This is a genomic window from Lysobacter olei (assembly GCF_054777355.1).
In genome coordinates this window covers 272,181-295,201 of record NZ_BAAHAT010000002.1, presented here as the reverse complement: position 1 = coordinate 295,201, position 23,021 = coordinate 272,181, and the positions used below count along the sequence as shown (strand labels likewise).

General features: G+C 69.3%; 23 protein-coding genes. 10 read left to right on the top strand and 13 right to left on the bottom strand.

From position 1 onward, the window contains the following. Positions 1-51: 51 nt before the first annotated feature. Positions 52-1,011: a TerC family protein gene (locus ACYVBS_RS04000; protein ID WP_460821941.1), complete on the bottom strand. Its 960-nt coding sequence runs from the start codon at positions 1,009-1,011 to the stop codon at positions 52-54. 242 nt (positions 1,012-1,253) lie between these two features. Here ACYVBS_RS04000 and ACYVBS_RS03995 point away from each other — a divergent pair, with 242 nt between their 5' ends. From ACYVBS_RS03995 to ACYVBS_RS03985, 3 genes are all read left to right on the top strand, one after another. After that, a complete protein-coding gene (locus tag ACYVBS_RS03995; protein WP_460821939.1) occupies positions 1,254-2,438 on the top strand; it encodes a class I SAM-dependent rRNA methyltransferase in 1,185 nt (394 codons plus the stop codon). 169 nt (positions 2,439-2,607) lie between these two features. Continuing rightward, entirely contained in the window at positions 2,608-4,548 is a 1,941-nt protein-coding gene (locus ACYVBS_RS03990) for a GGDEF domain-containing protein (protein ID WP_460821938.1), read from the top strand. A 48-nt stretch (positions 4,549-4,596) separates the two neighbouring features. After that, entirely contained in the window at positions 4,597-6,033 is a 1,437-nt protein-coding gene (locus ACYVBS_RS03985; protein ID WP_460821937.1) for a DNA recombination protein RmuC, read from the top strand. Here ACYVBS_RS03985 and ACYVBS_RS03980 read toward each other — a convergent pair. The 6 genes from ACYVBS_RS03980 to ACYVBS_RS03955 all read right to left on the bottom strand — a co-directional run bounded on the left by ACYVBS_RS03980 (position 6,030) and on the right by ACYVBS_RS03955 (position 10,302). Next, the gene (locus tag ACYVBS_RS03980) at positions 6,030-7,013 is read right to left on the bottom strand and encodes an MlaA family lipoprotein (RefSeq protein ID WP_460821936.1); all 984 of its coding nucleotides are present in this window, start codon (positions 7,011-7,013) and stop codon (positions 6,030-6,032) included. The two genes, ACYVBS_RS03985 and ACYVBS_RS03980, sit on opposite strands and share 4 nt — an antisense overlap. Positions 7,014-7,088: 75 nt before the next feature. After that, positions 7,089-7,397, bottom strand: coding sequence for an STAS domain-containing protein (locus tag ACYVBS_RS03975; RefSeq protein WP_460821935.1), 309 nt, complete (start codon positions 7,395-7,397; stop codon positions 7,089-7,091). 2 nt (positions 7,398-7,399) lie between these two features. Next, on the bottom strand, positions 7,400-8,056 hold the full coding sequence (locus ACYVBS_RS03970) for an MlaC/ttg2D family ABC transporter substrate-binding protein (protein WP_460821934.1): 657 nt from the start codon (positions 8,054-8,056) through the stop codon (positions 7,400-7,402). A 9-nt stretch (positions 8,057-8,065) separates the two neighbouring features. Then, the gene (gene mlaD, locus ACYVBS_RS03965) at positions 8,066-8,617 is read right to left on the bottom strand and encodes an outer membrane lipid asymmetry maintenance protein MlaD (protein WP_460821932.1); all 552 of its coding nucleotides are present in this window, start codon (positions 8,615-8,617) and stop codon (positions 8,066-8,068) included. A 109-nt stretch (positions 8,618-8,726) separates the two neighbouring features. Continuing rightward, positions 8,727-9,476 (bottom strand): MlaE family lipid ABC transporter permease subunit, encoded by a 750-nt coding sequence (locus ACYVBS_RS03960; RefSeq protein ID WP_460821930.1) that lies wholly within the window; start codon positions 9,474-9,476, stop codon positions 8,727-8,729. 37 nt (positions 9,477-9,513) lie between these two features. After that, positions 9,514-10,302 (bottom strand): ABC transporter ATP-binding protein, encoded by a 789-nt coding sequence (locus tag ACYVBS_RS03955; protein WP_460821928.1) that lies wholly within the window; start codon positions 10,300-10,302, stop codon positions 9,514-9,516. Between the two features lie 246 nt (positions 10,303-10,548). On the opposite strand from ACYVBS_RS03955, the gene rpmH reads away from it, so the two are divergent. The 5 genes from rpmH (at position 10,549) to ACYVBS_RS03930 (ending at position 15,579) form a co-directional block, all read left to right on the top strand. Further along, positions 10,549-10,689, top strand: coding sequence for a 50S ribosomal protein L34 (gene rpmH / locus ACYVBS_RS03950; protein WP_144811792.1), 141 nt, complete (start codon positions 10,549-10,551; stop codon positions 10,687-10,689). A 43-nt stretch (positions 10,690-10,732) separates the two neighbouring features. Continuing rightward, positions 10,733-11,233, top strand: a complete 501-nt coding sequence (gene rnpA, locus ACYVBS_RS03945; RefSeq protein WP_460821927.1) for a ribonuclease P protein component — start codon at positions 10,733-10,735, stop codon at positions 11,231-11,233. A 27-nt stretch (positions 11,234-11,260) separates the two neighbouring features. Continuing rightward, a complete protein-coding gene (yidC, locus tag ACYVBS_RS03940; protein ID WP_460821925.1) occupies positions 11,261-12,961 on the top strand; it encodes a membrane protein insertase YidC in 1,701 nt (566 codons plus the stop codon). A 64-nt stretch (positions 12,962-13,025) separates the two neighbouring features. Then, a complete protein-coding gene (gene mnmE, locus ACYVBS_RS03935) occupies positions 13,026-14,378 on the top strand; it encodes a tRNA uridine-5-carboxymethylaminomethyl(34) synthesis GTPase MnmE (RefSeq protein WP_460821924.1) in 1,353 nt (450 codons plus the stop codon). A 166-nt stretch (positions 14,379-14,544) separates the two neighbouring features. Then, positions 14,545-15,579: an energy transducer TonB gene (locus tag ACYVBS_RS03930; protein WP_460821923.1), complete on the top strand. Its 1,035-nt coding sequence runs from the start codon at positions 14,545-14,547 to the stop codon at positions 15,577-15,579. A 159-nt stretch (positions 15,580-15,738) separates the two neighbouring features. Here ACYVBS_RS03930 and ACYVBS_RS03925 read toward each other — a convergent pair whose 3' ends face one another. From ACYVBS_RS03925 to ACYVBS_RS03900, 6 genes are all read right to left on the bottom strand, one after another. Then, positions 15,739-16,926 carry an ABC transporter permease gene (locus ACYVBS_RS03925; protein WP_460821921.1) on the bottom strand — a complete coding sequence of 396 codons (1,188 nt, stop codon included), beginning with the start codon at positions 16,924-16,926 and terminating at the stop codon, positions 15,739-15,741. Further along, the gene (locus tag ACYVBS_RS03920; RefSeq protein ID WP_460821920.1) at positions 16,923-17,669 is read right to left on the bottom strand and encodes an ABC transporter ATP-binding protein; all 747 of its coding nucleotides are present in this window, start codon (positions 17,667-17,669) and stop codon (positions 16,923-16,925) included. The genes ACYVBS_RS03925 and ACYVBS_RS03920 overlap by 4 nt, the downstream gene beginning before the upstream one ends. Positions 17,670-17,688: 19 nt before the next feature. Next, positions 17,689-19,212: an alpha/beta hydrolase gene (locus tag ACYVBS_RS03915; RefSeq protein ID WP_460821918.1), complete on the bottom strand. Its 1,524-nt coding sequence runs from the start codon at positions 19,210-19,212 to the stop codon at positions 17,689-17,691. Positions 19,213-19,382: 170 nt separating this feature from the next. Continuing rightward, positions 19,383-19,580, bottom strand: coding sequence for a helix-turn-helix transcriptional regulator (locus ACYVBS_RS03910; RefSeq protein WP_460821917.1), 198 nt, complete (start codon positions 19,578-19,580; stop codon positions 19,383-19,385). Then, positions 19,577-20,002: a hypothetical protein gene (locus tag ACYVBS_RS03905; RefSeq protein WP_460821915.1), complete on the bottom strand. Its 426-nt coding sequence runs from the start codon at positions 20,000-20,002 to the stop codon at positions 19,577-19,579. Before ACYVBS_RS03905 ends, ACYVBS_RS03910 begins: the two co-directional genes overlap by 4 nt. Before the next feature lie 176 nt (positions 20,003-20,178). Continuing rightward, a complete protein-coding gene (locus ACYVBS_RS03900; protein WP_460821914.1) occupies positions 20,179-20,937 on the bottom strand; it encodes a ferredoxin--NADP reductase in 759 nt (252 codons plus the stop codon). Between the two features lie 131 nt (positions 20,938-21,068). Between ACYVBS_RS03900 and ACYVBS_RS03895 the strand changes: the two genes are divergently transcribed. Both ACYVBS_RS03895 and ACYVBS_RS03890 read left to right on the top strand, forming a co-directional pair. Further along, positions 21,069-22,052 (top strand): ABC transporter ATP-binding protein, encoded by a 984-nt coding sequence (locus tag ACYVBS_RS03895; RefSeq protein ID WP_460821913.1) that lies wholly within the window; start codon positions 21,069-21,071, stop codon positions 22,050-22,052. 23 nt (positions 22,053-22,075) lie between these two features. Further along, positions 22,076-22,867: an ABC transporter permease gene (locus ACYVBS_RS03890; RefSeq protein ID WP_460822175.1), complete on the top strand. Its 792-nt coding sequence runs from the start codon at positions 22,076-22,078 to the stop codon at positions 22,865-22,867. Positions 22,868-23,021 lie beyond the last annotated feature (154 nt).

Genomic DNA, 23,021 nt, shown 5'->3' with positions numbered 1-23,021 from the left:
CCCGCCCAAGTGCGGGGGCGGGCCAGGACCGGGTCCGGGACGGTCCGGCACTCACTTCGGGTGCGTCGTCCGCGGCGGGAAGCGCAGGCTGAACGCCACCGTCGCGCCAATCACCGCGACCACCACGCCCAACGACACCGGCAGCGGGATCTTCACCACGTCCACCAACAGCATCTTGCTGCCGATGAACATCAGCACCAGCGCCAGCCCGTACGGCAGCAGGTGGAAGCGGTCGGCCATGCCGGCCAGCAGGAAGAACATCGCGCGCAGACCCAGCACCGCGAACACGTTGGAGGTCAGCACGATGAACGGGTCGGTGGTGATGGCGAAGATCGCCGGGATCGAGTCCACCGCGAAGATCACGTCGGTGATGCCGATCAGCACCACCACCAGGAACAGCGGGGTGAAGTAGCGCGCGCCGTCCTGCAGCACCGACAGCCGGTCGCCGTGGTACTGCGTGGTCAACCGCAGATGCCCGCGCATCCAGCGCAGCACCGGGTTGCGTTCCAGGTCCGGCTCCTTGCCGGCGAACCACAGCATCTTGATGCCGGTAACCACCAGGAACACGCCGAATACGTAGAGGATCCAGTGGAACTTCGCCAGCAGCACCGCGCCGGCGAAGATCATCACTGCACGCAGCACGATGGCGGCCAGCACGCCGATCACCAGCACCTTCTGCCGCTGCTCCTCCGGCACCGCGAAGAAAGTGAACAGCATCAGGAACACGAAGATGTTGTCGACTGCCAGCGACTTCTCCACCAGGTAGCCGGTGAGGAACTCCAGTGCCACGCGCTGGCCTTCCGAGGCGCCGGCCTGGCCGCTGACGTACCACCACAGGCCGAGGTTGAACAGCAGGGCCAGCGCCACCCAGCCGATGCTCCACAGCAGCGCTTCGCGGAAGGTGACGCGGTGCGGGCCGCCGTGGCGCATCAGCACCAGGTCGACCAACAGGGCAACAACAATGATGGCGGTGAATCCGCCCCACATCAGGGGGGTACCGATGGTGGTCATGCAAGGTCCTCGCAGGTTGGGCCATGGGCCACGGCGCAGGACGGATGGACGCACCTTCGCCGTGATCGGCGAAGGTCTTGCTCGCAACCCCGCTGGGGTTGCCGCCGGACCGGAACGCTAGACTGGGCTAGCCTCGTAATGACGGTCTCGACGAGTGGGAGCTACTCCCCTTCGAGCGCGAAGCCTAACCGACCGCCAGTTGCGTGGCAATGAAGGCGACGCCCGCCCGGTACAATGGGCGGATGAACCGCGACCCCCACGCCGAAATCCCCACCGTCCGCCTCAAGAACGCGTGGAAGTCCACCCACCCCTGGATCTTCCAGCGCCTGGTCGACAAGCCCGCGCAGCGGCCCAAGCCCGGCGCCATCGTCGATGTGCTGGGCGTGGACGGCGACTGGATCGGCCGCGGCTTCTACAACGGCCACTCGCGCATCGCCGTGCGCATCCTCGAAGTCGACCGCAACATTCCGGTCGATGCGGCGTGGTTTGCGCGCAAGATCGCCGAGGCGGTGTCGCTGCGCCGCGACGTGCTCCGGCTCGATGAGGTCAGCGACGCTTGGCGCGTGGTGCACAGCGAGGGCGACGGCCTGTCCGGCCTGGTCGTGGACCGTTACGGTGACCTGCTGGTGGTGGAATTCTTCAGCGCCGGCATGTTCCGCCACCGCGAGTGGATCTTCGACGCCCTGCGCGCGCAGTTCCCCGGCTGCCGCTTCTACAGCTTCGCGGAGGAGCACGTGCAGAAGCAGGAGTCGTTCGACTACCGCGGCAGCGACCCGGTGCCGCCGGCGACCATCACCGAGTACGGGGTGAAGTTCCGCGCCGACCCGGCCGGCGCGCACAAGACCGGCTTTTTCGCCGACCAGCGCGAGAACCGCGAGTGGCTGTCACGCCAGGTCGCGGGCAAGCGCGTGCTCGACCTGTGCTGCAACACCGGCGGTTTCGGCGTGTACGCCAAGGCCAAGGGCGGTGCCGAGGAAGTGGTCGGCATCGACATCGACCAGGACGTGATCGACATCGCACGCGGCAACGCCAAGCTCAACGGCGCGCAGGTGAAGTTCGTGCAGGCCGACATCTTCCCGTGGCTGCGCGATGCCGGTAACCGCGGCGACTTCTTTGACGTGGTGATCCTCGACCCGGCCAAGATGACCCGCGACCGCGACCAGGTGATCCCGGCATTGAAGAAGTACCTGGACATGAACAAGCTGGCGCTGAGCGTGGTCAAGCCCGGCGGCCTGTTCGCCACCTTCTCGTGCACCGGGCTGGTCAGTGAGGACCAGTTCCTCGACATGCTGCGCCGCGCCGCGTTCTATTCCGGGCGCACGGTGCAGGTGCTCAAGGTGGCCGGCGCCGGCGCCGACCACCCGTGGCTGGCGCAGGTGCCGGAGTCGCGTTACCTCAAGGCGGTGTTCTGCCGCGTGCTGGACTGAGGCAACCGCACCAGCGGCATGCCGCCTGCCCGGCGGTTGCCGCGCACCGGACGCCGCGTCCGTGTCCGGTGTCACGCAACCGGCTGGAATGGGCACGGGTTAGACCAAAGTGGGGTCAAGTCCGGTCGGCGCAGGCCGTAATCCTGCGCAGAGACCCCGGATCCCGCCCATGCGCCCCGCCCACCTGTTTGTTGCCGGCTTTATGGCCACCCTGCTGGCGTCCCAGGCTTGGGCCGGTGTGGGCGACGCTGCGGCGTTCGATCGCCAGGTGCACCAGCTCAACGCGCTGGAACTGACCTGGGACACCGAGGCCGACGGCCTGGCCATCCTCCAGCAACTGCGCGACCGGCTGCCGCCGGACGACGCACCGCGCGAGCGCATGCTGGCGGCGATGGAATGCGGCCTCCGTTACTACAACGATCCGCAGGCCGGGCTGAAGCATGCCGACCGCTGGTTGGCGCAGGCGCGCGCGGCCAACGACCAGGTGGCGCTGATCCACCTACTGCTGTGCCGCAGTAGCTACGTCGAACGCGTCGTCGGCAAGCAGGAAGGGCTCTCGATGGCGGAGGCCGCGCTGGCCGAGGCGCGGCGCCTGGAGGACCCGATGCTCATCGGCACCGCGCTGCGCACCCGCGGCGGTGCCCTGTCGATGATGGGGGACCAGGCCCGGGCGCTGATCGACTACCTGGAGGCCGACCGCCGTTTCCGCACGGCGCGACTGGAGCGGCTGGCCGAGGACAACCTGTTCTCGCTCGCCATGAGCTACCGGCGCATGGGCGATTTCCGGCAGGCCCTGACCTACCTCGGCCAGTACGAGGCTGCCGCCACCCGCCGCGGGCTGGATTACGAGCGCGCGCTGGCGGCGATCCAGGTCGGCTACGTGCATTTCGAGGCGAGTGACCAGCCCAAGGCGCTGCGCTCATTCGAACGCGCGATCTACCTGGCCGAAAAGATCGATGACAAGAGCTTGGCCGCGTCCGCGCGCGTCGGCGTGGCGGCCGCGCTGAACCGAATGGGGCGCTCGGCCGAAGCGCTGCCGCAACTGGATGCGGCGCAGCGCCAGTTCGAGCTCGATGCCGATCGCTACTTCACATCGATGATCAACATGCAGCGAGGCATCGCGCTGGCGCAGCTGGGCCGGCCGGCGCAGGCGATGCCGTTGTTCGATGCCGCCGAACAGGAGCTGGTGCGCGACGACAACCTGCGCTTCCTGTCGCTGCTCTACCCCGCGCGCAGCCTGGCGTGGGAGGCGCTGGGCGACACGCGGCGCGCCCTGCAGGACGAGCGCCGCTCGTCAGTGGTGCATGCGCGCCTGGACAGCGCCACGCGCAACCAGCAGGTTGACCTGATGCGCCACCAGTTCGACGCCGCCCGACGCGAGCGGGAGAACCAGCGGCTGCGATCGGAGCAGGACCTGCAGACGGTCAAGCTGGCGTCGCTGGAGCGGGTGCGGCGGTGGCAGTTGCTCGCGCTGGTGGCCGGCGGCGCGCTGGTGGCCCTGCTGCTGCTGCTGGCCTGGCGCCAAGTGCGGACGTCACGGCGCCTCGCGCGCATGGCCATGACCGACGAACTCACCGGCCTCCCCAACCGGCGCCGGGTCCTGGCGTTCGGGGAAACCGCGATCACCCGCGCACGTGCCGACAGCGCCGCGCTCACGGTCCTGACCTTCGACGTTGACTACTTCAAGCGCATCAACGACTCCTACGGGCACGAGGCCGGCGACCACGCGCTGCGCGCCATCGCCGCCGCGTGCACCGGCGGGTTGCGCGAACGTGACCTGCTCGGCCGCACCGGCGGCGAAGAGTTCCTGGTGGTCCTGCCGGGCACGCCGCTCACCGGTGGCCTGCTGGTCGCCGAGCGCCTGCGCGAAGCGGTGGCGAGCCTGGACCTGTCCGACGTCGTCGAGGGCCTGCGGCCGTCGATCAGCATCGGCGTGGCGGAACTGACCGCGCGTGATCGCGACCTGCGCGACCTGGTGTCGCGGGCGGACCTGGCCCTGTACCAGGCCAAGGCCAACGGGCGAAACCGGGTCGAGGTGGCGGATGCGGCCTCCGCGCCAGCACCGTTCGGACAGGACGACGGCGCGAAGGCGACCGTGCCCCTGACCTGATCGCGCCGCCGTCGCATCCACTGCGACGGCGGCCGGTACACTGGCGACATGCCAGAACCGTCCTTGTTGCTCCTTCTCGTCCTGCTCGCGGTCGTCGTGGCGCTCGTGCTGCAGGTGGTGCTGTTGCTCCGTAAACCCGAGGCCGCACTGGCGGACCTGCGCGAGCGGCTGGAACAGGCCCTGCGCGACGAGCAACGTGGGGGGCGCGGTGAGTTGCGCCAGCAACTGGACGGCCTGGCCGTGCAGCAGGAGCAGCGCATCGAAGGTTTCGGCGCGCGCCTGACGGACTTCACCGCCCGCACCGACGCCCGCCTGACCGAGCTCAGCACGCGCACCGACGCGCGCCTGGACGTGCTGCGCGAGGCGCTCGTCGACGACGCGCTCAAGGCGCGCAACGCCGCCATCGAGGATGCGCACCGTTTCCGTACCGAGGTGGCCGAGCAGCAGCAGCGCCATGCCGAGTCGCTGTCGCAGCGCTTGCAGGAACTCACCGCGCGCAACGAACTGCGCATCGGCGAAATGCGCACCACCCTGGAGCAGAAGCTGCGCGAACTGCAGACCGACAATGCGGCCAAGCTCGAGCAGATGCGCGCCACGGTGGACGAGAAGCTGCAGTCCACGCTGGAGACCCGCCTGGGCGAGTCGTTCCGATTGGTGTCAGAGCGCCTGGAGCAAGTGCAACGCGGCCTGGGCGAAATGCAGCAGCTGGCGACCGGCGTCGGCGACCTCAAGCGCGTGCTGACCAACGTCAAAACCCGCGGCACCTTCGGCGAAGTGCAGCTGGGCGCGTTGCTGGAACAGGTACTGACGATCGAGCAGTACGACAGCAACGTGGCGACCGTGCCCGGCAGCAGCGAGCGCGTCGAGTTCGCGGTGCGCCTGCCGGGTGCCCAGCCGGACCAGCCGGTGCGCCTGCCGATCGATGCCAAGTTCCCGCGCGAGGACTACGAGCGCCTGCTCGACGCGCAGGACCGCGCCGACGCCGATGCGGTGGCGACCGCTGCGTCCGCGATGGAGCGCCGGCTGCGCGACGAAGCCAAGAAGATCCGCGAGAAGTACCTCGCGCCCCCGCACACCACCGACTTCGCCCTGCTGTTCCTGCCGACCGAAGGCCTGTACGCGGAAGCCCTGCGTCGCCCGGGGCTGTTCGACACGCTGCAGCGCGAACAGCGCGTCACCCTGGTCGGGCCCACCACGCTGCTGGCATTGCTCAACTCGCTGCAGATGGGCTTCCGCACGCTCGCCATCGAGCAGCGCTCCAGCGAGGTCTGGCAATTGCTGGGCGCGGTCAAGACCGAGTTCGGCAAATTCGGCGCGGTGCTGGAGAAGACCCGCAGCCAACTCGACACGGTCCGCAACAGCATCGACGCCGCCGGCGTGCGCACCCGCGCCATCGAGCGCAAGTTGCGCGGCGTGGAGTCATTGGCGAACGACGACAGCCAGCGCCTGCTCGGCGAGGCGCTGGACGTGGTGGACGAGGACTAGTTGCCGCCGTCGGTCGGCATCACCGGGATGGCGTCCACCGGCACGATCGGGTTGTTCTCGTCCTTGAGGTAGTCCGGCAACGTGTCGTCGCTGTCGAGCAACCGGTCGCCGGAGATCTGGTAGTCGCGGCGTTGCATCCACGCATCGCGCACCAGCGCGTAATCATCTTCCGCGCCCTCGCGCAGGCTGTCGATCGCCAGCAGCTGGGCGCGCACGTCGACCAGCTGCAGCCCCTGCAGGCCCACCCGCACCTTGTCTTCCTCGATGCCGCGCACCGGGCTCAGCGGGGCGTCGGCGACCATGCCGAAGGTGTCGCGCAGCGTGCGCGGCCCGAACAATGGCAATTCGACGTAACGCGAACGCTTCCAGCCCCACACGCCCAGGGTCTGGCCGAAGTCCTCGCGGCGGTTGTCCAGCTTGGCGTCGGTGGCCGGGTCGAAAATGCCGGCGATGCCCAGTGTGGAATTGACCACGAAGCGCCCCAGCGAGTGCGCGGCCTGCCCCGGCTTGCCCTGCAGCAGTGCGTTGACCGCCGAGACCGGCTGGCCGAGGTTGTTGAAGAAATTGGTCACGCCCAGGCGCACCGGGCGCGGCACCGCCCGCACGTACGTCCGCGCGAGCGGCTGGGCGACCGTGCGGTCAACCACGTTGTTGAAGCGGTGCATTGAGCGGTTGTAGCGCTCCCACGGATCGTAGGCGGCGCCAATGCGCGCCGGCGGCGGCAGGTTCGGGTCCGCGACCGGGTTGTAGGGTTCGCCGTTGCCGTACAGCGCGTCGAAGTCGCGCTCGGCAGCGCTGCGCGCGTCGGTCGGTGTCGGCGTAACGTCGCGGATCGGCGCGGGCGCCGGCACCGGATCGGTCGGGGCCGTGGCGGCCACCGGCGGATGCTGTGCATCCGCTTGCGCCGCGTCCTGGGCGAAAGCGTGTGACGTGCCGACCAGCAGGCCGGCGATGGCAAGGGCGAGTCCGTGTGCGCGCATGGCGATCATTCTAGTGGCTGGGGTGGCCGCGCGGCGGTCGCGACTGACACCACCACCGCAATGCTGTGTGTAGCGTCAGCGCGCAAACGCCAGCGTTTCGTCCAGCCGGTAGGCCGTGCGCAGGTCGCGGAGGCCTTCGGGCAAGCCCGTGATGGCCACGTTGCCGCCCGCGCGGGAGGCCAATTCAGCCAACAACGCCAGGCCGGCGCTGTCGACCGTACGCGCCCCGGCGAGGTCCAGCCGACGCACGCCGGCCAGTTGCGGCAGCGCCTGTTGCCACAGCCGCGCCACCGCGTCGCGGGTCAGCGCGCCGGAAAACTCCAGCGCCTCGCTGTTGCGGCGCAATGACGCGCCTGTGTCGTCCTGGCCTGCCACGTGGGCCATCGTCAGTTGGCCGTGGCCTGCAGGCGGCCGGCCTTGATGTCGGCGGCCACCTGGACGATCGGCTTGCGCTTCAGTGGCGCGTCGAACTGGTTGCGGAAGGTCTGCACGAAGCTGACGCCTTCAACCAGCACGTCGAACGCCTTCCACTCCGAACCCACCTTGCGCATCAGGTAGTCCACCGGCACCGGTTCGGCGCCTTGGCGCAGGTACTCGCTGGACACCTTGACGATGGCGCCACCGCGCAGCGGCGTCTCGGACTTAACCCGCACTTTGAGCTTGGCATTGAGGTCGAGTAGCGACGAGCCGTAGCGCTGCATCAGGCTGTCGGCCAACGCATCGGCGAACACCTTGATGTCGGCTTCCGACGCGCCGCGGCCGTGCACGCCCAGCACCAGGCGGGCGGCGTAGTCGCGGTCGAACAACGCGTCGAACTCGCTGGCGACGAATGCGCGCAGCGCGCCACGGTTCTTGGTGAACTCGCCGCGGCGGGCTTCCAGCGTGGTCAGGATGCGCGTGCTGTTGGCCAGCACCAGTTGGCTCGGGCTGCCCGCCTTGGCTGCGGTGGCAGCCGGAGCGGCCTTGGCCTGCGCGAACACCGAGGCCGAAGCCGCGGTCAGCAGCGCCGAGGCGATGACGATCGTGAGGAAGGAGCGCTTCATGACGGGGGATTATTCCTTGGGGGTCGGGGTCTCGTCCTGCAGGTAGTCTGGCACGTCGCCGGCACCTTCGGTCGAGGGCGTCGCATTGTCGCCGGCCTTGGCTCCACCGCCGCTGAACATGTACTTGCCCACCAGCTGGATCAGGTCCACCGCCGACTGGGTCATGTAGATCTCGTCGCCGGCCTTGAGCGTCTCGGGGTCGCCGCCGGGGGCGAGGTTGATGTAGCTCTCGCCCAGCAGGCCGCTGGTCAGGATGCTGGCGGCGGTATCGGACGGCAGGTCCTTGTAGCGGCTGTTGATCGCCAGGGTGACCACCGAGTCGAACTTCACCGGATCCAGCTCGATGTTCTCGACCTGGCCGATGGCCACGCCGCCGATCTTGACCGGTGCGTTGGGGCGCAGCGCGCCGATGGTGGTGAAGCGCGCCTTCAGCGGGTAGCTGTCGGTGCCAAACCCCCACTTGCCGTTGGTGGACGCCACCGCGAGCACCATCAGCGAGGCCAGGGCCAGCAACAGGAAGGCGCCGACGGCGAATTCGATACGGGGAGTGCGTGTGCTCATGCGTGGATCACCTTGCGAACGCGCGCCGCGGTGCGCGCACGGGTAGGAAACGGGAGGCTGGCGGCACGGCACAGGCCGGTCCGGCCCGGGCCGGGGAAAAGCCGGCGGCTCATTTGAACAGCAGCGCCGACATGACGAAGTTCAGCATCAGCACCAGCAGCGAGGCATTGACCACCGCGCGCGTGGTGGCCACCGAGGTGCCCTCGATGGTCGGTTCGGCGTGGAAGCCGACGTAGGCCGCGGTCAGCGCCGCGGTCGCACCGAACACCGCCGACTTCAGCAGCGACACCAGGAAGTCGTCGACGAAATCGACGTTGTCCTTCAGCGCCGGCCAGAAATAGCCCGCGTCTAGGCCGATCACGTGGACCGCCTCCAGGAAGCTGGCGGCGATGGCGAAGCTGCAGAAGAAGCCGGTCAGCAGCGGCACGCTCAGCACCGCCGCCCAGAAGCGCGGCGCCACGGCCTTGCCCACCGGGTCGATGGCCATCAGCTCCAGCGCGGTGATCTGGTCGGTGGCGCGCATCAGCCCCAGTTCGGCGGCGATGGAGCTGCCGGCACGGCCGATGAACAGCAGCGCGGTCAGCACCGGGCCCAGTTCGCGGTAGAGCGACAGGCCCAGCAGGGTGGACAGCGAGTTGCTGGCGCCAAACGTGGCGAGCGTGCGGTAACCCTGCAGGGTCAACACAAGACCCACGAACGCGCCGCCAACGGCAATGATCGGAAGCGAACGCGCGCCGATCTTGTAAATTTCGCGGGTCAGCTCGCGCCAGAAGTCGAGGCTCGGCCGGGACGCGCGGAACACCGACAGGGCGAAGAGCCCGGCCTGGCCCAGCGATCGGGTGGTGGCGGCGAACGGCATCAGCAGCCCTCCGGGGCGTACGGGCGGTAGGGGGCGGTCATGCGGCCTCCGGGGTGCGCGGTGCGGCGTCGAACGCGATCGGGCCGTCCGGGGCGCCCTGCAGGAACTGGCGCACGAACGGGTCGTCGCTGGCCTCCAGTTCGGCCGGGGTGCCGGCGAAGACGATGCCGCCGTTGGCGATGACGACGGCCTGGTCGGCCACCGGCAGTGTCTCGTGCACGTGGTGGGTGACCACGATGCTGGTCAGGCCCAGGGTGTCGTTGAGTCGGCGGACCAGGTCCATGACCACGCCGCTGGCGATCGGGTCCAGCCCGGTCAGCGGCTCGTCGTAGATCATCAGCGGCGGGTCCAGTGCCAGCGCGCGGGCCAGCGCCACGCGCCGGGCCATGCCGCCGGACAGTTCGCGCGGGTAGGCGTCGGCAGCGGCCTGCAGGCCCACCGCGTGCAGTTTCATCAACACCAGCCGGCGGATCACCGGCTCGGGCAGGTCGGTGTGGGTGCGCAACGGCAGGCCGACGTTCTCGGCCGCGGTCAGGTCGGTGAGCAGACCGTTGCCCTGTAGCAGCACGCCCAGGCCGCGGCGCAGCGCCAGCAGTTCGCGCTCGCCGCGCGGCACTGGCTTCCCCAATACTTCCACCGTGCCGGCGGCTTGCACCAGCTGTCCGGTCAGCGCCGACAGCAGGGTCGACTTGCCGCAGCCCGACGGGCCCAGCACCGCCACCACCTGCCCGCGCGGGACATCGAGGTTGAGGTCGCGCAGGATCACGCGCCCGCCGCGTTCAAGGCGGACGTCGCGCAGGCGGACAATGGGCGAAGCGTCGGTCATGCGGTTCCCGGAGGGGTTGGATCGGGCGGCGCGCAGCGGCACCGGGCGCGCCGGGATGGACAAAACCCGTGCAGCTTGGCCCTTGTCGGCTGAACAGGAGACGAAAGCGGAGTATCATTGTCGCAGGCCGCTGGCCGGCGTGCGCGCCGCCGCGGTCGTTCAGGACGACGGTCCGCTTGGGTTGACCGGGGCGCGACTGCGCGCTATCCTCCCCAGTCTTTTCCCGCATAAACGCAGAGCCGGATCATGGCCACCAAGCGCACCTACCAGCCCAGCAACCTCAAGCGCGCCCGCGACCACGGCTTCCGTGCCCGCATGGCGACCGCCGACGGCCGCAAGGTCCTCGCCCGCCGTCGCGCCAAGGGCCGCAAGCGTCTCTGCGCCTGAGCGCAGATTGACTCCGGCCGCCCCGCGTGGCCGTAGACGCCCGATGGCGCTGAACCGCTACCCGCGCACCGCGCGGGTTCGCGCGGGTTCCGACTTCGACCGCATCTTCAAGCACGGCCGCCGTGTGGCGTTGCCCGTGCTTGCGTTGCATTGGCACTCCGCATCGGCGCCCGGCGTCCGTGCGGATGAGGTGGGCGCTGCGGCGCCCGCCGCGCCTGCCGAGGCCTCGCGCCTGGGCCTGGCGGTGTCACGCAAGGTCGATCCGCGTGCCGTGGGGCGCAACCGCATCAAGCGCATCCTGCGCGAGACGTTCCGCCTGCATCGGGGACGGCTTGCCGCGGGCGACTACGTCGTGGTCGCTCGCCCTGGGGCCTCGCGCTGCAGTGGTGACGAACTGCGTACTGCCTTTCTCGGCCTGCTGAAGCGGGCCGGCGCCTTGCGCGCGGCCGAAGCGCCCGCATCTCAGGGCAGTATTGAATTGCCCGTGACTCCGGCGCCCGGCACAATGCCGGCCGTTCCCCCGTCCACCGATCCCGCGTCCTGACCCGACGCCGGCCGAGCCTGCCTGCCCATGAACCAGACCCGCACCTTCCTGATCTTTGCCTGGCTGATGGTGGCCGCGCTGTTGTGGATGGAGTGGGGCAAGGAGAAGGCCGCACCGGCGACCCCGGCGGCCGTGGCCCAGACGGCCGGCGCGCCCACCGTGCCCGCCGCCGGCAGCGTGCCCAGCGCCGATGCCGTGCCGGGAACCCCGGCCGCCGTACCGCTGGCCACCGTGGGCGCCAGCCCGGCGACTGCGCCGGCCGCGACCGTCACCGTCACCACCGACGTGCTCAAGGTGGTGCTGGACGGCGGCGAACTGCGCGAGGCCGACCTGCTGGCCTACCCGCAGACCGACGACGCCGGCAGCCCGCCGGTGCGCCTGTTCGCGCAGGACGCCGCCAACTACTTCGTTGCCCAGAGCGGCTGGGTCAGCCAGGGCGGCGCCGCGCCCACGCACCAGGCCGGCTTCGCGCCGGAAGGTGGCCAGACCGCCTTCGCACTGGCCACGGGCGCCGACAGCGTGACCGTGCCGTTCACCTGGACCGGCCCCAACGGCGTCAGCATCCGCCGCGCCTACACCTTCAAGCGCGGCCAGTATGTGGTCGACGTGCGCGACGAGGTCGTCAATGCCGGCACCGCGCCGTGGCAGGGTTTCGTCTACCGCCAGCTGGCGCGCGTGCCGCGCGCGCTGGTCAAGTCGGGGCCGATGAGCGCCGAGCAATACAGCTTCCAGGGCGCCGCGTGGTACAGCGCCGCGGACAAGTACGAGAAGCGCAAGTTCGACGACTTCGTCGACGACGGCCCGCTCAACAAGCAGGTCACCGGCGGCTGGATCGGCATGCTGCAGCACCACTTCTTCGCCGCGTGGATCCCGGGCGACAAGGACGCGGGCACCTTCTCGCTGGCCACCCCGGCCGGCACCGGCGGCACCCAGTACCTGATCCGCGAAGTCGGTCCGGGCGTGAGCGTGGCCCCGGGAACCAAGGCCGCCACCGAGGCGCGCCTGTGGGTCGGCCCCAAGCTGGTCAAGCAGATCGAGGCGCAGAACGTGCCGGGTCTGGAGCGCGCAGTCGACTTCAGCAGCTACAGCATCATGGCGACCATCGCCGGCTGGCTGTTCTGGGTGCTGGAGAAGATCCACGGCGTGATCGGCAACTGGGGCTGGGCGATCGTCGGCTTGGTGGTGGTGATCAAGCTGCTGATGTACCCGCTGTCCGCCGCGCAGTACAAGTCGATGGCCAAGATGCGCAAGTTCCAGCCGCGCATCGCGCAGCTCAAGGAGCGCTACGGCGACGACAAGCAGAAGTTCCAGATGGCGATGATGGAGCTGTACAAGAAGGAGAAGATCAACCCGATGGGCGGTTGCTTCCCGATCCTGCTGCAGATGCCGGTGTTCCTCGCCCTGTACTGGATGCTGTCGGAGTCGGTGGAACTGCGCCACGCGCCGTGGATGGGCTGGATCCAGGACCTGACCGCGCGCGATCCGTTCTTCGTGCTGCCGGTGCTGAACATGGCGGTGATGTGGGCCACGCAGAAGCTGACGCCGGTGACGCCGGGCATGGACCCGATGCAGCAGAAGATGATGCAGTACATGCCGCTGGTGTTTGGCGTGATGTTCGCCTTCTTCCCGGCCGGCCTGGTGTTGTACTGGATCACCAACGGCGCGCTGGGCCTGCTGCAGCAGTGGTGGATGACCAAGAAGTACGCCGAGGCGCCGGCGAAGGCGTAAGCCCACGCCGCGACGCCCTGACAAAGCCCGCGCATTGGCGGGCTTTGTCGTTACGATTTGCCCCATGAATACCGCCCCCGACATCCGCGACACGATTGCCGCCATCGCTACCGCGCCGGGTGCCGGCGGCGTGGGCATCGTGCGGCTGTCAGGGCCGCGCGCGCGTGACATTGCCGAGGCCATCATCGGCCGCCGGTTGCAGGTGCGCCACGCGCACCACACCCGCTTCCGCGACGCGGAAGGCGCCACGCTGGACGACGGCATCGCGCTGTACTTCGCCACACCGGCCAGCTTCACCGGCGAGGACGTGGTCGAGCTGCAGGCGCACGGCAGCCCGGCCGTGCTGGAGGCGCTCGTGGCGCGTTGCTGCGCGCTCGGGGCACGCCGCGCCCGCCCCGGCGAGTTCAGCGAGCGCGCGTTCCTCGAAGGCCGCCTCGACCTCACGCAAGCCGAAGCGGTCGCCGACCTCATCGCCGCCGCGGACCTGACGGCTGCGCGTGCCGCGCGGCGCGCGCTGGACGGCGAATTCTCGCGCCGGGTGGACGCGCTGGCCGCGGACCTGCTGGCGGTCCGGGTGCACGTCGAAGCGGCCATTGATTTCGCCGATGAGCCCATCGACACCCTGGGTGGGGCCGCGCTGCGCACGCAGCTGGCGGCCATCGCCGGTGACCTGGACGCCCTCCTGCACGCGGCCGAGCGCGGCCGCCGGCTGCGCGACGGCCTGCATGCGGTGATCGTGGGCCCGCCCAACGCCGGTAAGAGTTCGTTGCTCAACGCGCTGGCCGGCAGCGAGCGCGCGATCGTCACCGACATTGCTGGCACCACGCGCGACCTGTTGCAAGAATTGGTGCGCGTGGACGGTGTCGAGCTGGGCCTGGTCGACACCGCCGGCCTGCGCGAAGGCGGCGACGCGATCGAGCAGGAGGGGATGCGACGCGCGCGCAACGAACTTGAGCGCGCCGACCTCGCCATCGTGGTGGTGGACGCGCGGGACGTGGCGGCGGGCCATGCCGCCGTGGCTGGCGCGTTGGAAGGAGTCCCGCAGGTGCTTTGGGTACACAACAAGGCCGACCTGCTGCACGGGTCCCCCCCCGACGCCACCGCGGGTGCGGTTTGGGTCTCGGCGCGCACCGGGGCCGGACTGCCTCAGTTGCACGCCCGGCTGCGGGAACTGGCGCTGGGGACCCCGGGTGTCGGCGCGGAAGGCACCTTCACCGCGCGGGCCCGCCACGTCGACGCGCTGCAGCGGGCCCGCAGCGAACTGGCGGATGCGCGCGGCCATCTGGACCACGAAGCGTTGGATCTGGCCGCCGAAGCCTTGCGCCTGGCCCACGACCAGCTCGGCGAGATCACCGGTCGCGTCCATGCGGACGATCTGCTGGGCCACATCTTTTCGAGCTTCTGCATCGGTAAATGACCCCCGTCCGCGCCGCGTCGGCGGCCCGCAGATGTGACGTGCATCACACTTGATCGGCGCACGCAGATGCGAGGTGCTTCAGGGTCGCCCTTGACAATTGAACCGTGCTAGCGCGTCCTAGTACGGGTACGCGTCCGACTGCGTACGTCAGGGGAGAGTTTTTGCAATGATCGTCAAATCACTGGCCCGGCCCGTGCGCCGTCGGCCGTCCGTCAATTACACCGCCGCCGCACTGTGCGTGGCACTGGCCGTCGCGGCCTGCGGCAAGAAGGAAGAAGCGCCTGAGGCGGGGGCCGCCGCCACGTCCGCCGCCGCCGTGACGGCGGAGAACGCGGTGTCGTCCAAGGTGGCCGCGATGAGCGTGGATGCGCTGCGCGAAGCCGCCAGCAAGGCCTACACCGACAACCGCCTGTATGCCCCGGCCGAAGACAACGCCGTGGAGTACTACCTCGCCTTGCGCGACAAGCTGCCGGGGGATGCGGCGGTGTCGAGCGCGCTGGTCGACCTGCTGCCGATGACGGTCATCGCCATCGAGCAGAGTGTCAACCGCGAGGACTTCGCCGAAGCGCAGCGCCTGTCCGCGCTGCTGCAGAAGGCCGATGCCAACCACCCGGCGCTGGCCCGCCTGAAGGAAAGCATCACCGCGCGCCAGAACGAAGCCGCACAGCGCACCCAGACGCAGGCGCTGACGGCCGAAGAGCAGGCCAAGAAGCAGGCCGAGCTGGAGAAGCAGCGCCTGGCCGACCAGAAGAAGCAGCAGGAAGAGGCGGCCAAGAAGCTCGCCACGCAGCAGGCCGCCGACCGCGAGGCCGCGCAGAAGCGCGAAGCCGACCAGCGTGCGGCGGACCAGCGTGCGGCCGAGCAGCGCGAAGCCGACCAGCGTGCGGCGCAGCAGCGCGCGGCGCAGCAGGCGGCGGCGACCTCCGCCGCGGCGGCGCCCAGCAGCAGCGACCTGCGCGCGCTGTCCACGCCGGCGCCGCGTTTCCCGCCGGAAGCGCTGCGTTCGGGCCAGAAGGGCGAAGTGCAGGTGGAGTTCACCGTCGGCACCGACGGCACCGTCTCCGCCGCGCGCGTGGTGCGGGCCGACCCGCCGCGCGTGTTCGATCGCGAAGCGGTGAATGCGGTGCGCAAGTGGCGCTTCCAGCCGGTGGCTGCACCGGTCACCACCCGCCGCACCATCGGGTTCGATCCGGGCCAATAAGCCGGATCGCGATCCATGCGGCACGAAAAAGCCCGGCGAATGCCGGGCTTTTTCATTGGGGAGGGGCGCCGAATCCGGGTGCCGTGGGATGGGCGTTTCCGTTCTCCCCATGTAGCCGGACCGGCGGCCACGCACCGCCGATCCATCGGTTGCCGGGCTTCAGCCCGAGATCGCCAACCGTTCCTGGTGGTAACGATGCACCGCGGCAAACCACAGCACGGCGGCGAGGCCAAAGCTTGCGGCCAGGTAGAGGCCCCATGTCTGCATCGGAATGGCATCGCCACGCGCGATCTTGAGGATCATCTGGTTCTGCGCGAGGAAGGGGACCACGTACTGCCACAGCTGCTGCTTGATCGGGTTCACCATCAGCGCGATCGAAGGAATCATCGGCAGCAGCATCAGCCAGGCCATGTGGCTCTGCGCCTCCTTCATGCTCTTCGCGCTGGCGGCCAGGAACGTCAGCAGCGAAGTGCCGATGAACAGCATGGGCAGCAGCACCAGCAGCAGCATGGCGATGTTGCGGGTGCTGACGTCGATGACCATGCCGCCGCCCGGCGCGAAGGTGGCCAAGGCCTTGAACGTCACCAGCATCAACAGCAGCGACGCCAGGCCCAGTGCGCACGCCGCGGCGATCTTGCCGCTGACCACGGCGCTGCGCGGTGCCGGCGTGGCCAGCAACGGTTCCAGCGACTGGCGTTCGCGCTCGCCGGCGGTCGCGTCCAAGATCACCGCCATGCCACCCAGGAAGGCCGAGAGGATCAGCAGGTAGGGCAGCAGCATCGCGGCGAGCTGCCCACGCTTGGCCTCCGCGGACGCCATGTCGCGCACGCCGACGCTCAGCGGGCGCACCACGCCCGGGTCGATGCCGCGCGCCATCAGCCGAAGCGTGCCCATCTGGTCGCGGTAGCCTTCCAGCGCGTTGCGCACGCGGGCCACCGGTACCTCGCTGGCGCGGGCCGTGGTGTCGGCGACGATTTCGATGGACGCCGACCGGCCTTCGCGCCAGGCCTCGCCGAACGCGGGATCCAGCTCCAGTGCCACGTCCACTTCCTGACGGGCGATCGCGCCGTCCAGGTCCTTCGGGGCCGCGACCGCCTTGATCCCGCGCGTGGCGAGGTAGGCCATCAGGTTGGGGGCCTGCTCGATGCCGACCACGGGCACTTCCAACACCTTGTCGAGTTCGGTCTTGGCGCGGTTCTCGCCCAGCTTGCCCATGCCCATGAACAGCAACGGGGTCAGCAATGGGCTGAGCACCAGCGCCATCATCATCGTGCGGCGGTCGCGCATGACCTCGCGCAGTTCCTTGCGCATCACGGCGAACATCGAGGGGAAGAATCCAGTCTTCATGCGTGCAGGCCCTCCTCCGAGCCGATGGCCTTGACGAAGGCGTCTTCCAGGTTGCTCTCACCGAACTTGGCGCGCAGCTCGTCGGCGGTGCCGGCGGCGACCACGCGGCCCTTGGCGATGATGACGATGCGATCACACAGCGCGGCCACCTCCTGCATGATGTGGCTGGAGAAGATCACGCAGCGGCCTTCAGCCTTGAGTTGCTGCAGGAAGCCGCGCATGGCACGCGTGGTCATCACGTCCAGGCCGTTGGTCGGCTCGTCGAGGATGACGTTGCGTGGGTCGTGCACCAGCGCGCGGGCGATGGCGGTCTTGGTGCGCTGGCCCTGGCTGAAGCCTTCGGTCTGGCGGTCGAGGATGTCGCCCATCTCCAGCGCTTTGGCCAGCACGTCGGTACGACGGGCGATGTCGGCGGCGGACAGGCCGTGAAGCTCGCCAAAGTAGGCGATGTTCTCGCGCGCGGTCAGGCGCTTGTACACGCCTCGCGCGTCGGGCAGCACGCCCAGTGCGCGGCGCACCGCGGCGGGGTCCACGGCCGCGTCGACGCCGTCGACGGTGACGTTGCCGCGGTCGGGCGCCATCAGCGTGTACAGCATGCGCAGGGTGGTGGTCTTGCCGGCGCCGTTAGGGCCGAGCAGGCCGGTGATCTGGCCGTCGCGGGCCTCGAAGGAGACGCCCTCGACCGCTTGTACCGTGCCGGTCTTGGTCTTGAACGCCTTGTGCAGATCGTTTGCGATGATCATGAAGTCAGTCCTTGCGCGCTCAGGGTTCCCAGCCGTTGAAGCTGGTGAACGGCGGGGTATAGGTCAGGCTGTCGAGGCACTTGGCATCAAGCGCCTTGGGGTCGGCGCGTTCGATGAACTGGCCGAGCAGCTTGGGCATGCAGCCGGTGCCGAGCGTGCCGTGTGCCTGGCCGCGCAACACGATGTGGCGTGCGTTGCCCAGGCCCTTGGCCACTTCGTCGGCGTACGACGGCGGGGTGACCGGATCGAGTTCGCCGGACAGCAGCAGCGTCGGCAGCGAGGTCTTGAACGGCGCGTGGAAGTCGGCTGGGACGTCGCCCTTGGGCCATACCGCGCACGCCGCAAAGAACATCTTGCCCATGCCGCCACCCAGCACCGTGTCGGCGTCGACCGGGTCGGCCTGGTAGCGCGGCGCGTCCTCGGCGCACACCACCGACCACTGCATGCCGCGGTTCATCTGCCCGACTACCTGGCCGGACCAGATCTGCGCGACCGCCATCAGCGACTCGTACCGGCCCTGCTCGGCCTCCGCCACGACCAGCGGCAGCATCGCGGCGAGCTGCGGCATGTACGACATGCCCTGCGCCATGCCGCTGACCGTGTCGCCGGAAAGGGTGTCGCGCTTGGGCGCGTTGGTGGTCGGGTCACGGTAGGCGACTTCCACGGGAGCGGCATTGAGCTTGTCCTTCAGCGCCTTGATCCGTGCGATCAGGTCGCCGCCGAAACGCTGCTTGCACTGCGGCTGCTGGGCGCATTGCGCCTGTTGCAGCTGCAGCGCGCGCTGCAGGGTCCGCGCGAACTCGCCGCCCACCACCAACCGGTTGGGCGCCACGCCGTCGATCACCACCGTGCGGGTGTGTTGCGGGTAGCGGGTGGCGTACTGCTGCGCCACGCGGGTGCCGTACGAGCCGCCCACCACGTTGATCTTGTCCACGCCCATCGCCGCGCGCACCGCGTCGAGGTCGGCGATGGCATGGGTGGTGGTGTAGAAGCGCGGGTCGGCGCGGCCCTCGAGCGAGGCCAGGCACTGGCGCGCGAAGTCGGCCAGGGAGGCGTCGGTCGGCGTGCGGCTGGCGTCCAGCTCCAGCGGCTGGCCCTTGGCGTCCTTGCAGTCCAGCGGGTTGGAACCGCCGGTGCCGCGCTGGTCGACGAGGATGACGTCACGCTGCTTGCGCACCTCGCGCAGCGCCGCGTTGATCACCGGCGCGGTCTGGACAGCGGCCTGGCCCGGGCCGCCGGCGAGGAAGAACACCGGGTCCGGCTGCGCGTTGCCCTTGCCGGTGGCCGGCAGCCGCGCGAGGTTGAGCTTGATCTTGCGCCCCTTCGGTTGCGCCGGATTCTCGGCCACCTCGAACTGGCCGCACTGGGCTTCCACGGTCGGCATGCCATTGTCGCCGCCCAGCACGCAGGGCTGCAGCACGACCTTGCCCAGATGGTGACTGGCACCGTCGGCGGCCGTCGGGGCGGATTCGGCAGTGGGCTGGCAGGCCGCCAGCAGCAGGGACGCAGCCAGCGCCGCGGTCCCGGTCAATCGTACGTGCATCGTGTTTACCTTGGCGGCGGACAGCGGCCGAGCATCGCAGGCCGGGCCGCGTGTCGGAGCGTGACGAAGGTCAGGTAGGGGGGTGCCGCCGGTGGGCGGGGTCGGGTGGCGGAACATGGGCAGCTGCTTCTCCTTGCGCTTTCGGTGGTGCGGTGGGTGGGCCGGGCGGCTCACTCGGAATCGGGGAAGAACACGTCTTCGATGCGACGCTCGAACAGGCGCGCGATGCGGAACGCCAGCGGCAGCGACGGGTCGTACTTGCCGGTTTCCAGCGCGTTGATGGTTTGGCGTGACACGTCCAGCCGCTCGGCCAGCTCGCCCTGCGACCAGCCGCAGGCGTCACGCAGTTCGCGCAGGCGGTTGTTCATTGGTAGCGGCGGTGCAGCACGGCGCGGACCAGGGCGTAACTGCCGAGCAGCAACACCCCGAGCAGGGCCACCGCATGCGATGCGGGCCAAGCCACCACCTTCGCGTCGAGCAGGAACAGGCAGGCCATCACGCCATGCAGGGTGATGCCCGCGGCCCAGGCGAGCGCGTCGAGTTCGATGCGGCGTTCCAGCTCGTCGCAATCGCGCAGGAAGTGCAGGTAGGCGGCGAACAGCCACGCCAGGGCGAAGACGGGTGCGAGGGCAAACGCGGCGCGCACCCCGGACGCGAAGTCCGGATGCCGCGACGCCCATTCGTGCGTGAACGCGAGAATGAGGAACAGCGCGCTGGGCAGCAACGAGGCGCGGTAATAACGCCGCAGCGCCGGGCTCAGGCCGGTCCAGTAGCGGTGGGCCAGGCTCATCACAGGGACCGTCCGACGGCCGGAGCTTCGGCTGGGGCGGAGCGGGTCGGGACAAGGCGCATGCGGGCACTTCCTGTAAAGTTTCCTTTACAGACGGTACGTGCGACCCCGTGGTCGTGTCAAGCGTCCTTTACATGCCGGGGTCGCCGGGACGGCTGGCCGGCACAGGCGGCGCCTTACTTGCTGCTGACGTACTTCTCGCGGCGGATCTGCGGCACCGCCAGACCCAAGCCCTTCAGCGCCTCAAAGCACGCATCGACCATGTTCGGATTGCCGCACAGGTAGGCGACATCCGTGGCGGGGTTGGGCGCAAACTCGGACAGGGCCTGTTGCACGTAGCCATGGCGCACGTCGGCGTGGGCGTGCGGCGAGCCCTCTTCCGGCAACTCTCGCGAGAAGCACGGCACGAACCGGAAACCTGGGTGCGCCTCGGCAAAGGCGCGGAACTCGTCGCCGTACAGCAGTTCGGCCGGGGTGCGCGCGCCGAACAGCAGCACCACTTCCACGCCGCGCTCGCGCATCAGCGTTTCCAGCTGAGGCAGCATCGAGCGGTACGGGGTGACGCCCGTGCCGGTGGCGATCAGCAGGTAGCGGCGGTTGGTGTCGGCGGGCATCAGGCAAAAGCGCCCGTAAGGCCCGCTGGCGGTGATGGCGCCGCCCTCCGGCAGGCCTTCAAACAGGGCCGTGGCCGCGCCGCCGGGCACGTAACTCACCGCGATCTCTACCGCCTCGCCCGGGCCCAATGCGTGGTCGTGGATCGTGGCCAGTGAATACGAACGCTTGGTCGGCGTGCCGTCGGCGTAGTCGAAGTGCACCTGGATGAACTGGCCGGGGATGAAGTCCAGCGGCTCGCCGTCGTCGCGCAGGAACACGTAGTGGCCCACCGACGGGGCGACCATGCGGCGGGAGACGAGCTTGAGCGGGAAATGCTTCATCACGGGGTGGTTCCGGGGCGGCGGCGCCGGCCGAAAGGGCCGCGCGTGCAACACAGCGTGGCCGGGGTGGGGCCACCAAGCCGCCTATACTACCGGCTATCGCCGCGCGGCTCGCGGCACAGGCCCTGCCGATGACCCAGAATTCCCAGCCGGCCACGACGCCGGCGCTGTCGGTGCGCGATCTGCGCAAGACCTACGACAACCGCGTCGAGGCGCTGAAGGGCGTCTCGCTGGACGTGATGCCCGGTGACTTCTTCGCCCTGCTCGGCCCCAACGGCGCAGGCAAGAGCACGCTGATCGGCATCGTCAGCTCGCTGGTCAACCTCAGCAGCGGTGACGTGCGCGTGTTCGGCACCGACCTGCAGACCGACCGTGGCGCGGCGATGCGCCTGATCGGGCTGGTGCCGCAGGAGATCAACTTCAACCTGTTCGAGAAGCCGCTCGACATCCTGGTCAACTACGCCGGGTTCTACGGCGTGCCGCGCGAGGTGGCGTTGCAGCGGGCCGAGCAGGAACTGCGCCGCGCGCAGCTGTGGGAAAAGGCCACGGTGATGAGCCGTACGCTGTCGGGCGGCATGAAGCGCCGGCTGATGATCGCGCGGGCGATGATGACGCATCCGCGGTTGCTGATCCTCGACGAACCCACCGCCGGCGTGGACATCGAGATCCGCCGCGGCATGTGGAAGACGCTGAAGGAGATCAACGCCGCCGGCACCACGATCATCCTGACCACGCACTACCTGGAGGAAGCGGAGAGCCTGTGCCGCAACCTGGCGATCATCGACCGCGGCCGCATCGTGGAGCAGGGGCCGATGAAGGCGCTGCTGGCCAAGCTCGACGTGGAGGGCTTCCTGCTCGACATCGACGGTGAATTGCCGGCGGTACTGCCGGTGATCGAAGGCACCACGCTGGTCGCCGAGGACGCGCACACGCTGGATCTGGAGATGCCGCGGGCGATGGACCTCAACCGCGTGTTCGCCACGCTGGGCGAGTCCGGCATCCGCGTGCGCTCGATGCGCACCAAGAGCAACCGGCTGGAAGAACTCTTCGTGCGCCTGACCGGGGGCGACAGCCCTGATGGCGTGCAACCGGCCGCACCGGAGCGCGCCGCATGAGCAGGACCGAACAGGCAGACCGCATGACCTCCAACGAACTCTCCGTGAACCAGCGCCACTGGGTTGCCCTGGGCACCATCGTGCGCCGCGAGGTCAACCGCATCCTGCGCATCTGGGGCCAGACCCTCGTGCCGCCGGCGATCACCATGACCCTGTACTTCCTGATCTTCGGCGGGCTGATCGGCTCGCGCGTGGGCGAGATGGACGGGATCAAGTACATGGATTTCATCGTCCCCGGGCTGGTGATGATGAGCGTGATCCAGAACAGCTACGGCAACATCTCCTCGAGCTTCTTCGGTGCGAAGTTCGGCCGCCATGTCGAGGAACTGCTGGTCAGCCCGATGCCCAACTGGGTGATTCTCACCGGCTACGTGGCCGGTGCGGTGCTGCGCGGGCTGATGGTGGGCGCGATCGTGCTGGCCATTGCCATGCTGTTCACCAAGGTGCGCGTGCCGCACCCGCTGGTGACGTTCACCACGGTGCTGCTGGGCGCGACGATCTTCTCGCTGGCCGGTTTCGTCAACGCGGTGTACGCGAAGAAGTTCGATGACATCGCGATCGTGCCGACCTTCATCCTGACCCCGCTGACCTATCTGGGCGGCGTGTTCTACTCGGTAAAGCTGCTGCCGGACTGGGCCGAGGCGGCGACCCACGCCAACCCGATCTTCTACATGGTCAACGCGTTCCGCTACGGCCTGCTGGGCGTGAGCGACGTGCCGCTGTGGGTGGCGTATGCGTTGATGCTGGGCTTCGTCGCGGCGTTGGCGGCGGTGGGGCTGTGGCTGCTCAAGCGCGGGGTCGGGCTGCGCAGCTGAGGTCGGCCCGCAATGGCCCTGGTGGCCAGAACTCGGCCGTTCGTCGGTTGACGGCGGCCGCGGCCCGACAGGCTGTCACCGCCGTGCGCAGAAACGTAATGCGCCTTTAGGGCGGCGTTGGCGCGCAGGGTGCGCGGCTGGCAGGACCGTCCGA